This is a genomic window from Vicinamibacterales bacterium (assembly GCA_036012125.1).
GTDB lineage: Bacteria > Acidobacteriota > Vicinamibacteria > Vicinamibacterales > UBA823 > UBA11600.
On sequence record DASCOS010000007.1, the window covers coordinates 1 to 12,216 of the forward strand.

The window sequence follows — 12,216 nt, forward strand, 5'->3', positions numbered from 1 at the left end:
CGCGCCTGGTCCATACGGAGACTCGCCAGATACGGCGCCGAACCGATGTCGAGCCACGCGGCTCGAAGAGCATAGGCTTTTCGGTTTTCAGTATCTTCATACTGTACTGGTCCGTGTCGTGTGTACTTTAATCGGACGGTTACCGGTGACTCCCCTTTTACAGAAACTTGCTCTTCGATGACCCGCATTCGCTCCCACCGGTCGTGATATCGGTACTCAGAAGGGTTGTCAGGATTCGTTTCGTAAACATAGAGGTCCTCACTGTCCTGGCCAAACACCGTTAGGCCCCATGCGCCGTACTCGTTATGTCCGATCGACACCCCGGGCAACACCGGCTCACCACCACCGATGACGTTCCAACCCGGCCCGACAAGGTGGACCCAATATCTAAGTGACGGGGCTTGCTGCACACGATGCGGGTCGTTAGCCATAAAGGGAAACCCACTTAGAGTGCGACCGCCGCCAACGACCCAGTTATTACTCCCGATCGTTTCCTGCTCGGCTGCTAGGGCGATTTCCGTAGGCATCGCAGCAGCCAGACGCTCAAACGACGCTCGGTCGGCACGAACTGCTTGTGTCACGTCGTCTGGCTCAAATCGTATTGGCCGTTTAAAAGCCCGATAGATGTCGAGAATTTCTTCGGATAGAAGAGAACCATCGATGATGGGGTCTAGTGCCAATTCTGGATTGCCCGGGCGGAACCAGGACAGCTCACGAACCTGCTCCGAACCAACACGGGCAACCGCCTGACCGTAGGCCAACTCCCCAGTCACATTGGCTAAAAGACCCTGATGCCGCGAAATCACTACTTCCGGCGTCCATCGGCCAGGAGTTATTCCAAGTAAGCGAAATTCAAGTGGCAACAATTCTGGTTGCCGTACGGTCAGGTCAACATAAGCGTTGATGCCGCGTACAAAAGCGTTGATGATTGTCTCCCCGCGAGGATGATAGTGGTTCAGTTCTTGCGCAAGATTGCCTCGGAACCGATGGAGCCGAGAACCAATGTCGCTGGGAAGCGCCCGACGGCCCAAAATCTCTGCCGTGGTTCCTGTTGCTTTACGGCGCCACAACTCGAATTGAAACAACCGGTCGCGTGCGGCGTTGAAACCCTGTGCAAAAAACAAATCGGTTTCGGTTTTGGCATAAATATGTGCAATGCCCCAACGATCCTTAATGATCTCGACAGGTTCGTTTAGACCAGTGAGTCGCAGTGTTTCTGTTTGCGCCTCAGCATCACCAGGGAAACCCGCCGATCCGGTGCCTCCGAATACCGAGACGACCATTAACAAATAAATCGTCCTCATAAGTGACTCCTCTCAAACACGCTCGCCCACAACATCAAGTCTTCGACGCTCAATCTGAAACATCGCTTGGCTGCTTCGCATCCGGATTCGGTGGAAACTCTCCACTGGCGGCCACGACCGTAGTAGGCCGTTCATTGACCTCTAACCTGAAGACATCTGGACGTGCGTAGTGCCCGACCACGTCAAAGTCATACTTGGCACGAGCAAGGTCTCTAGAATCTAAATCAGCAATAAGCAAGGACGGCCCTTCGTAATGTGGGCCTGCTAGTAACTGCCCAAATGGGTCGACAATACAACTACCGCCGCGCGAGACGACGGTCTCCGGATCATTTCCCTGCACAGTATCGTAATCGTCCGGAAAATCTTTCCGCTTCGTGTACTGGTTCGCCGACAGAACAAAGCACCGCCCCTCCATCGCGATGTGTCGCATACTTGATACCCAAGTCTCACGATCATCGGCAGTGGGCGCACAGTAGATCTGGATCCCCTTGGAGTACATGTAGAGCCGCATGGAGGGCATGTAATTTTCCCAGCAGATCACCGCGCCGAGTCGGCCCAGTGCTGTCTCAAACACTGGCATCGTCGACCCATCACCAAAACCCCATACTAAACGCTCAGCCCCAGTGGGCATCAACTTCCGATGCTTCCCCAATAACTGACCCTCTGGGTCGAAGAACAGCACCGTGCAGTACATCGTACCGGCCGAACGCTCTATGACGCCAATAACGAGGTGGACACTGTGCTTCTTTGCAATCGCACCGAGCCGATCAACCGATGGTCCCGGAACGTCCACCGCACTGTCCCAATAACGTAGGTAATCATCGCGGCCTGCTGCCGTCCGCATGCCGACTCTCGCCCCAAAATCGAGACCTTTCGGATATGCAGAAACAAACGCTTCGGGAAACAGGACGAGTTTTGCACCATCGGCGGCAGCCTCTCTGGTCCAGTCAGCGACGATTTCGAGGGTCCGATCACGATTGAATACAACAGGCGCGGCTTGCACAACAGCAACACGGGACATGGTGACACCTCATATCGTCTGTTTAATATCTCACTGAAAGACCGGTGTATTGTACGTTGGTATCCGCCAGACTAGATCAGTCATACTAGACCCGTTTGGGTAGCCAAGCGCTGTCCATCGGAGGAACCCTATGCGCTGCACAGCAATCACGTTCTTCTTTGGCCTTTGGACCCTAGCAGTGTGGTCACCTGATGCTCACGCCCAGCGTAGTGGACTGCTGCCAACTGACTACTACAAGGAAATCAATGTTAGTCAGACCGTCATCTCACCTGCTGGCGATCTCGTGGCCTTCACCGTCATGACCATCGTTGAGGGCGAGAATGAGCGACATCGTGAGATTTGGATGCAACAGTTACGCGGCGGTGCACCAGATGGTGAGCCGTTTCGCTTCACCGATCCGACTGAGGAGTCATCTGACCCACGGTGGTCACCAGACGGCCGTACTTTATCAATGCAGTCCCGACGTGGTGAAGATACCAACACAACATGGTTTGCACGCGTGACCTCGCCGGGCGGTGAGGTTTACCACATTGACGGCGTCGACAGCGCACCCGTTTGGTCTCCTGACGGAGAATGGATTGCCTACATAAAGGAACCGGCTCCGGTCGACTCAGCAAGTGCCGCAGACCCAAACGAACGACGCGGCTGGATTGCCCCAAATGCGATCACGCATACCCTCGATGCCACGAGGTTCGATGGACGTGTCGTTACCTCGATGCGATACAAGCGCGACGGACGGCTTGCGCTGCAACCCCATCCGTCTGTCGACGAAAAGTCTCAATTGTTCCTTGTCGCAGCCACTGGTGGCCAGCCTATGCAGTTGACGACACTCGATTTCAACGTTGGTAGTATCGTCTGGTCTCCTGACAGTTCACTCTTGTACTTTACCGGTGACGAGTCAGAAGATGACGAATACGCTCGTGACCTGACGACTGATATCTACCTGATTAGTCGCGAAGGCGGCGAACCGCACCGTCTGACATCGAATCCTGGAGCAGAAAGGTCCGTTGCCATTTCGAGTGATGGAACCCTTCTCGCCTATCTCTCAACACCTGGTCGCGGAGAGGAAACTGACCTAAAGCTCGTCCGCCTCAATTCGAGGGGGCGCTTTACTGGCACACCACGAACGCTTACCAATGAATGGAACCTGACACCGAGTGCACCCACGTGGACACCGGAAGGAACGGTGCGATTCTCTGCCTCGACTGGAGGGTCAACGCACATTTTTGAAGTGACGACCCAAGGCGGGTTAATACGCCAGGTCACAACTGGTTCCCGCCGAGTGCAGAGTGTGTCAACTGCTAATGATGGCCAGGTGATGGTTTATACCGCGACCGATGCTGATTCACCCACCGAGGTTTTTTCTGCGCGAGGTGATGGTACCGCTGAACAGCGGCTCACATCATTCAACGACGCCTGGCTCGCCGACGTCGATTTGATGCCAGCTGAACAGTTGTCGTGGTTCGTCGATGACGGTAGTGAGATCGAAGGATGGGTGATTAAACCAGTTGGTTACCAAGTCGGTCAACAGTACCCAATGGTCCTCAAGATTCACGGCGGACCGCATGGCGCATATGGTCATACGTTCTTCCGCACCTTCCACGTCTTGTCAAACGCGGGTTTCTTTGTGCTCTACACGAATCCACGTGGGTCGACTGGTTATGGCCATACATTCACCTACGCGACTCGCGGTGCTTGGGGTGAAGTCGACTCTGAGGATTATCTGAGAGGCGTTGATGCCACGTTGATGAAATATCCCGATATTGACCCAAATCGTATCGGCGTCTCCGGTGGAAGCTATGGAGGCTTCATGACGAATTGGCTTACCGCAACAACTGACCGCTTCGCTGCAGCAGTGACGAGCCGTTCGATCACAAACTGGGAAAGCTGGTATGGAGCCTCAGACGCACAGGGACTAACAGAATATGAATTCTTTGGAGCACCGTGGGAGGAGCGTGAACTCTACCGCCGGCTCTCACCCATCTCCTACGTCGAAAACGTAACTGCACCAACACTCATTATTCACTCCGAAAACGATTACCGGACTCCAATCGCTGATGGAGAACAGTGGTTCATCGCACTCAAGAAGCGTCAGGTGCCGGTAGAGTTGGTGCGTTACCCGCGCTCATCGCACGGTTTATCCCGAAACGGTGAACCATGGCTATTGGTAGACAGGCTGGAACGACTCCGCAGTTGGTTCGTCCATTGGCTCATTGATCAGACAACGGCTACGACAGCGCAATAGCACGAAATCTCGAGACCACTGGTGCCCCTAGCGCTCATACGTTGAAGTTCTCTATACCAAATGTTGTGACTCGCTGATCCCTAGGGCCGAAACCGATAGACCAACACCGGAACACATTATCCACAGGGCAGAGGGAGCAGGCTCACTTATTTACGACTACGCACGTACGATTGCTAGGGGCGGATAATTCTTCCACTGTCCACGGGTAAAGTCAGGAAACGTTTTCGGACGACTCCCGTCGGCTACAGACAACTCCGACAATTCGGACACTGCGCTCAGAGCGGCAGCATCATACACGTTCATGTCGGTCGGTAGACCCTCGCGCAGACACTTGATCAACCGGTAGTCTTCTAAAAAATCCATTCCACCGTGACCAGCACCGCGAGAGCGACCACCAATATCCTGCCAAAGCGGATGCTCGTAGTCGGCGTAGTAGGCGTCGGCCGTCTCCCACTGGTGCTGAGCATTTCGACCCTCGATGTAAACCCGGTCAGGATAACCTTGGAAGAGACCCTTGGTACCCTGCACGAGGTTAATTCGGCTATAAGGTCGGGGAAGATTCGTGTCGTGACTGAGAAAGATAGTTCTGCCATTAACCGTGTGAATCAGGCTCACGTTCACGTCACCAAGCGTGTATCGCTCACGTCGTTCCAGTGCATCGGGTGGAAAGTGCGCCTCAGCATATTGTTGAAGGCCCCGAGAGTTACTGCTCATTGAAACAAGATAGTCAAACTGGTCTCCTCGGTTGATATCCATACAATTAGCAACTGGCCCGAGTCCATGCGTCGGATAGAGGTTACCGTTTCTGGAGACCGAATGCGCACGCCGCCAGAGGCCCTCGTGTGCGTTTTCGAACTTTACTTCACGAAGATCATGCAAGTAGCCGCACTCGCCGTGCATAATTTCACCGAACACGCCTTGACGCACCATGTTAAATACCATCATCTCAGCACGCCCGTAGTTCACGTTCTCCATCATCACGCAGTGCTTCTTGGTGCGCTCGGCTGTTTCCACGAGCTGCCAACACTCATCGAGTGTGACTGCCGCGGGCACCTCTGTGGCAGCGTGCTTACCGTTCGTCATCGCAGCAACACACACCGGTACGTGCCAACGCCACGGAGTTGCCGTGAAAACCAAGTCCAGTTCCTCTTCCTGACACATCCGTTCAAAGTCCCGCTCCCCACGCACGTATCCACGCGGCCTCGGCTGATCCGCTTGGACAACCCACTCCTGCACCCGAGAAACTTTCGACTCGACGATGTCGCACACCGCAACGAGCCGAACGCCCTCAATCCTAAGGAGGTTCCGGCAATGCGAGGACCCTTGCAGTCCAACGCCTACGAAGCCCACTCGGACTTCCTCGATCGGGGGAACAACCAACGATGACGAAGGTGCGGGATCTTGGGATTGCGCTTTGGAGGCACTCACGGTGCCAACTACAGTCCCGAGTCCAGCCGCTCCCAATCTAACGAACGCGCGACGATCAAACTGAGTCGTCATTAGTCTTCCCTTCAAGTTCGCTGACCAAGCAATACCTTACCCGGCCAAGTTAGAACTATGCTACCGCAGGCGAGAATCAAGGGATAGGATGTCGAGTCGTCCGGGCCGTGGAGTCATAGGATAGACAGCATGTAGAATGGAACCGCTGTGAGGAGATTAACCAGACAGAAACGGCTCCATGGCATACGGTTCAGAATGCGAATGAGCTTGTACGCAGCCATCCTCGCCACAATCACCACGCTCGGTTGCAACCTGCAAGAACTGACCCAACAAGCTGATAAAACGACCTGGCTTTCAGTGGCGACCGGCGGTACCGGTGGCGTGTACTATCCGTACGGTGGCGGGATCGCCAAGGTGATTAGCGACAACCTCGATAACGTTGAGGCCACGGCGGAGGTAACCGCGGGTACGGTCGATAATCTGAAGTTTTTAAGTGAGCGTGATGCCGACATAGCGTTCGCGCTCGCTGATTCTCTAAGTGATGCCGTAGCGGGTCGAGGTGTGTTTACCGACTTCGGTCGTGTCCCAGCACGATCACTCGCAGTGCTGTACCCCAACTACACGCATATCGTTACACTAGTTGATACCAACATTGAGCGGATCAGCGACCTGAATGGTCACGTCATATCCACCGGTGCGCCAGGCAGTGGTACCGAGATCATCGCATTCCGCGTACTCCAGGCCGCAGGTATCGACCCTGACATTGACATCACGCGGCAAAGTCTCGGTGCGTCGCAGTCCGTGAATGCGATCAAGGATGGCAAGATTGACGCTTTTTTCTGGAGCGGCGGGCTTCCAACAGGTGCCGTTCTCGATCTGGCGACGACGCCTGGCATGACGATCCGCCTATTGCCGAGCGATGAGGTGCTGCCGGTTTTGCAAGCGCAGTATGGCGACACGGTATACCACGAGATGGTTCTACCACGGTCGGTCTACCCTGATTTAGAAGTGGACGTGCCAGCTGTGGGAGTCGCTAACGTCCTCGCCGTTCACGAATCGATGCCCACTACCTTAGCCTATGAGATCACGCGCATACTCTTCGAACATCAGGCGGAACTAGTGGCAATCCATGCGGAAGCCGAGAACCTCACACTGGATACAGCTGTAGTCGGCTCACCCACGATGTTTCACGAAGGTGCCATTCGCTATTACGAAGAGCAACAAGTCTGGGTGAACACTGACGAACCCTAAGTGAATATCCAATCCCGGAACCCACACGGTAGCAATCCGTTGTGATAACCACTATCGATCCTAAATCCGAGTCGTCGACGCGCGTGTTGCGTGGCGTGCCCGGTCAACTGGCTGTCACCATAGCCGTTGGGCTCTCTGCCTACGCCTTGTACTGGGTGATCGGCATCGTCCAGCCACAAATCTATCGCATCACCTTCTTACTGGCAGTGCTCTTGCTAACATTCCTCCTTTATCCAATCTCGCGAGAATCGCGCAGCCAGGTTACTGCGGTCGACTGGATGCTCCTCGGTGCTAGCGTCGTGGCATTGGCCTGGCCTGTTATCGACTTTGAGCAGTTCGTTTATCGAGCCGCTACGCCTAACGTGATCGACGTTGGACTAGGGACCATCACAATCATTCTAGTACTTGAAGCGACCCGCCGAACCGTAGGATGGATCTTACCGGTAACGGCAATCGTGTTCTTAGCCTACGGTTACCTAGGTCCACTGCTCGGTTTTGTCGGATTGGACCTTATCGCCCATCGGGGATACCCACTCGATCGACTCGTCGGCACACTGTATATGACGCTCGAGGGGATCTTCGGTGTACCACTTGACGTTGCGGCAACCTATATCGTGTTGTTTACGATCTACGGCGCCATCTTGCGTTATTCCGGGGCAGGACAGTTCTTCATCAATTGGGCAATGGCTGCCATGGGACGCTCCAGTAGTGGCCCTGGTCGGACGGTTGTGCTATCAGGGTTCTTACTTGGAACTGTATCTGGCAGTGGTGTGGCGACAACGGTCACGTTAGGCGCCGTTGCCTGGCCACTCCTACGACGTGCTGGCTACCCACCTGAGGCTGGTGCAGGAATCCTGTCAGCATCTGGCATTGGTGCAATCATGGCACCGCCGACGTTGGGCGCAGCAGCTTTTTTGATCGCTGAATTTCTGAACATCTCGTATCTACAGGTCATCATGATGGCTTCCATACCAGCCCTGCTCTACTACTTCTCCATCCTGCTGATGATTGAGGCAGATTCACGACGAATGGGCACACGTGCGGTTGACACCGACCTTCCCACACTCAGAACGCTTACCTACCAATCCGGATATCACTTTGTGTCATTGATCGTCATCGTCGTGCTGCTGGTAAATGGTATGACTCCATTTCGAGCAGTATTCTCGGCAATAGCAGTCGCCGTGGTACTCAGTTTTCTCCGAACTGAATACGCTCTCAAACCAACTCGGTTCATAGCCGCGCTCGAATCGGGCGGACGGGGTGTCCTCGCGGTCGCCGCAACCACGGCCACCGCCGGTATCATCGTTGGCATTGTTACGTTGACTGGCTTGGGTTTAAAGATTGCTGGCATCATCGTCGCGCTAGCCAGCGGCAGCGTGTTCTTTACCGTGGCATACGCAGCACTCGCGGTCTGGATACTCGGTCTTGCGGTACCTGTTACAGCTTCTTACATCATCGCAGCTGTCATGGTTGCTCCGGCGCTAACTCTCGTCGGAGTGCCTGAGGTAGCTGCCCACATGTTCATCTTCTATTATGCGGTGCTCTCCGAGGTGAGTCCGCCGACAGCTCTATCGCCATTCGCGGCGGCAGCAATCACAGGTGGTAACCCATTCCGTACGATGATGCTGACCTGGAAGTACACCCTCCCAGCGTTCCTCGTGCCATTCACCTTCACCTTGAACCCAGAGGGCCTAGGCATTCTGCTTCAAGCACCATGGCCAGACGTGGTTCGAACAACGCTGACGACCATGACAGGCATTGCGGCACTCGCAATGGGGCTAGGCGGTTGGCTACTGATCGAGACCAATTGGACCGAACGTGTACTCGCAACCAGCGGTGGCCTCTTGCTTTTCTACCCTGGTCCAGCAACTGACATCGTTGGTGTTCTGGTGGTCGCACTTGCGGTCGCGATGCATCTCACACGTTGCCAAAACAGAACAACAAACTAAAACTGTTCACTCTTAGCTTAATATTTTCGATAGTATCGTCGTCACCTTCACAATGAAGTCTCTACACAAGGCACGACACACATTAGCGTCATGAGAAAGTTACGCGTTCTGGCATTGATGCACGACTACATGGTGCCGCCAAAAGATACCTCCGGACACGATCTCGCAACGGTGTCATGGAAAACTGAGTACGACGTGTTGTCAACATTGGCTGACTTGGGTCATGACGTCCAACAACTCGGTGTAAAAGATGAGTTGACTGGTATCCGACAGGCGATCGCTGAAGGCAATCCTCACATCGCCTTCAACCTACTCGAGGCTTTTCACGAAGTTGGGTCATTCGATCAGAATCTCGTGGCCTACCTAGAACTACTGCGGATGCCCTACACGGGCTGTAATCCGAGGGGCCTTCTACTCTCACGCGATAAAGCACTTTCGAAAAAACTTCTCGCGTATCACCGGATTCCGGTGCCTGATTTTGCCGTATGTCGGATGGGTCGGTCGGTCAGGCGCCCTAAGCGAATGGGGTTCCCCCTTATCGTGAAGTCCCTAACGCAAGACGCCTCATTAGGTATCTCGCAAGCTTCGGTTGTTCACGACGATGTCAAACTTGTCGACCGGGTACAGTTCATCCACCAGAGCCTCGCCACCGATGCAATCATTGAACAGTTCGTTGAGGGACGCGAACTCTATGTCGGGATCATGGGTAACCATCGATTGCAGTGTTTTCCCGTATGGGAACTGAAATTCACCAAGATGCCCAACGACCAGCACCGGATCGCAACTGAACGAGTCAAGTGGAGCCACAAATACCAACGGAAGCATGGAATTCAGGCTGGCGCCGCAAGGAGACTTTCGGAGGAGGTGACAACGCGCATCTACCGCATCTGCCGCCGCGTCTATCGCACACTGGAACTAAGTGGTTACGCACGAATCGACCTACGGCTGGCGAAAGACGAACGTGCCTACGTCCTAGAAGCCAACCCTAACCCCCAAATAGCGTTCGGCGAGGACTTTGCAGAGTCGGCAGAACATGCAGGCCTGTCCTACGAAACACTGTTACAGCGCATTATGAACGTAGGGTTACACTGGCAGCCAGAGCACAAAGGCTGATCCACACGCGGGTCACAAGATACGTGTGATAGCCTCACCGATGAGATAACCCACCGCAGCAACACCGAAACCTACAACAAACATATCCCGTCCACTCGCCCAAACACTGCGACCCGTGAAAAGACTTCTCGCAGCACCGATCGCAAAGTGTGCCGACATACTGACGAACAATGACACCCAGATAGCGGCATCAGCGTCCAGTAAGAGAAATGGTGCTATTGGTATCAAGGCGCCCACTGCCGTGGCACTGCCAGTCACCCAACCGTCGATCGCCGGGGTGAGTTCAGCCTCGGTTAACTCCAATTCCTCGCGAACCTTGACTTCAAGTGCCTTGACCGGGTCGCGCATCATGATCTTGGCAGTTTCCTTAGCCTTTTCAGCTGTAAACCCCTTTACCTCATAGATAAGTGCGAGCTCTTCCTCTTCAACTTCAGGCATTAATTGCAGTTCGTGGCGCTCCATCTCAATCTGGTGAGCATGGACCTCAGCCGCACTCTTGGCAGCCAGGTAACCACTCGCGCCCATCGAGAGTGCATCCGCAATGGAGCCAGCAATACCGGTGATAATCACCACGGTCGGGCTAACGCCCGCACCGATCACGCCAGCAACAAGACCGAAATTCGCGGTCAGCCCATCGTTAAATCCGTAAACAACACTTCGGAGATACCCACCGCCTCCACCAGCGTGCCACGGCTCGCCCTCCCTTCCCAGTAAGCCGGATAGTTCTCGCGCATGCTCGGCCGACTCGGTCGCAATCTCGAACGCTGCATCGTGTACCGGTGAGTCCCCAGCCCCGTGGGCCAGCCTAAGATAAGCAGTAACTTCGCGCCCTTCCTCGGCCAGAAGTAGCGGCAAGACCATGTCTGCCCCAAACCGCCGGGCCATCCACGCGAGCATCCGCGCTCGCCAGGAGAGTCGATACTGTGGAATCGGTTGCGCATGTTCGGCGAACAAAGCCTCCCAGCGCTGGACGTGTCGGTCTTCGACTTTGGCGAGCCGATCAAACAATGTCCGGCGTGACTCGTCGGGCTCGACGGCGGCAAGGGCACGGTAGAGAAACGCCGCATCCCGCTCGTCACAATAATGTTCAACCCAGCTCGGGTCTGCTGTCACGTTACGACTTAACTTTCCCAGGCAGTTTTATTTCGATAAGAACTTCCGTGACTCCGCCTGCAGTCACAGAGACGGTGTGGGTCGTACTCTGGAGTTTTTCGTGCCAAACCCACAATTTATAGGTGCCTGGTGACACGCCTTCAATGCGGAAAGACCCGGTCTCGGCTGAGACGACCGCGCGGTCGAGCGATGCCATCACGAATCCACGCATCCAAGTGTGGGTGTCGCAAACGAGCCGAACTAAGCCGCGAGCCGTTAACTGGCGAGTGATCGTAAGCCCAGGGATCGGAATCGCTACATTAAAGAGCGAGCGGCCGTCTTCGGCGTAGGCATGACTCGTGTGGAGTACATCGTCCGCGCTGGTCAGCTCTATTTCCCCACCGGGATGTGAAACCTGCACGCGAGGCTGAAAACGGCATCCGTCGTTCGACACGAGGATCGGTAGAGTTTCAGGCCTAGCGGCGAGCCCTTCGACCGTAACAACGGCATTTGCCAGTCCGCCCGTTGCATCAACGAGAATCGATTCATCAGGAACGGTCTGACCGCAAACACCAACGTTAGTTGTCACCACGAGCGGTTCGGTTGAGCCCGGCACCATGGTGGTCACCCGCCCGGTAATGACACCGTCTTGAGCGCTCAGTAGCCGAGCTGAGCCGATGCTTAGAAGGGCAGCACCACACACCGCGGCCGTCAGGGCGCAGCACGAACTGGATCTCGATACTCCCATAAAAAGTACCCCACCCACTGGACGTGTTGACGATGTCGATTAACGATAGGAAT

9 protein-coding genes are annotated in these 12,216 nt (G+C 54.9%); 4 read left to right on the top strand and 5 right to left on the bottom strand.

Features of this window, described 5'->3' with window-relative positions; translation table 11 throughout:
- A partial coding sequence (locus tag QGH09_02855) for a penicillin acylase family protein (GenBank protein HJO17126.1) occupies positions 1–1,304 on the bottom strand: 1,304 nt, incomplete at its 3' end.
- A gap of 49 nt (positions 1,305–1,353) precedes the next feature.
- Positions 1,354–2,325 (bottom strand): nitrilase-related carbon-nitrogen hydrolase, encoded by a 972-nt coding sequence (locus tag QGH09_02860; protein HJO17127.1) that lies wholly within the window; start codon positions 2,323–2,325, stop codon positions 1,354–1,356.
- Between the two features lie 130 nt (positions 2,326–2,455).
- Here QGH09_02860 and QGH09_02865 point away from each other — a divergent pair, with 130 nt between their 5' ends.
- Positions 2,456–4,570 (top strand): S9 family peptidase, encoded by a 2,115-nt coding sequence (locus QGH09_02865; GenBank protein ID HJO17128.1) that lies wholly within the window; start codon positions 2,456–2,458, stop codon positions 4,568–4,570.
- A gap of 156 nt (positions 4,571–4,726) precedes the next feature.
- Here QGH09_02865 and QGH09_02870 read toward each other — a convergent pair whose 3' ends face one another.
- Positions 4,727–6,070, bottom strand: a complete 1,344-nt coding sequence (locus tag QGH09_02870; protein HJO17129.1) for a Gfo/Idh/MocA family oxidoreductase — start codon at positions 6,068–6,070, stop codon at positions 4,727–4,729.
- A 201-nt stretch (positions 6,071–6,271) separates the two neighbouring features.
- Between QGH09_02870 and QGH09_02875 the strand changes: the two genes are divergently transcribed.
- The 3 genes from QGH09_02875 to QGH09_02885 all read left to right on the top strand — a co-directional run bounded on the left by QGH09_02875 (position 6,272) and on the right by QGH09_02885 (position 10,323).
- Positions 6,272–7,261 carry a TAXI family TRAP transporter solute-binding subunit gene (locus QGH09_02875; GenBank protein ID HJO17130.1) on the top strand — a complete coding sequence of 330 codons (990 nt, stop codon included), beginning with the start codon at positions 6,272–6,274 and terminating at the stop codon, positions 7,259–7,261.
- Between the two features lie 41 nt (positions 7,262–7,302).
- Positions 7,303–9,210 (top strand): TRAP transporter fused permease subunit, encoded by a 1,908-nt coding sequence (locus tag QGH09_02880; GenBank protein ID HJO17131.1) that lies wholly within the window; start codon positions 7,303–7,305, stop codon positions 9,208–9,210.
- 90 nt (positions 9,211–9,300) lie between these two features.
- Positions 9,301–10,323 carry an ATP-grasp domain-containing protein gene (locus QGH09_02885; GenBank protein HJO17132.1) on the top strand — a complete coding sequence of 341 codons (1,023 nt, stop codon included), beginning with the start codon at positions 9,301–9,303 and terminating at the stop codon, positions 10,321–10,323.
- A gap of 12 nt (positions 10,324–10,335) precedes the next feature.
- On the opposite strand, the gene QGH09_02890 is transcribed toward QGH09_02885, so the two are convergent.
- Together QGH09_02890 and QGH09_02895 are read right to left on the bottom strand one after the other, a co-directional pair.
- Positions 10,336–11,436 carry a VIT1/CCC1 transporter family protein gene (locus tag QGH09_02890; GenBank protein ID HJO17133.1) on the bottom strand — a complete coding sequence of 367 codons (1,101 nt, stop codon included), beginning with the start codon at positions 11,434–11,436 and terminating at the stop codon, positions 10,336–10,338.
- A 1-nt stretch (position 11,437) separates the two neighbouring features.
- Positions 11,438–12,163: a carboxypeptidase regulatory-like domain-containing protein gene (locus QGH09_02895; GenBank protein HJO17134.1), complete on the bottom strand. Its 726-nt coding sequence runs from the start codon at positions 12,161–12,163 to the stop codon at positions 11,438–11,440.
- Positions 12,164–12,216: the final 53 nt, after the last annotated feature.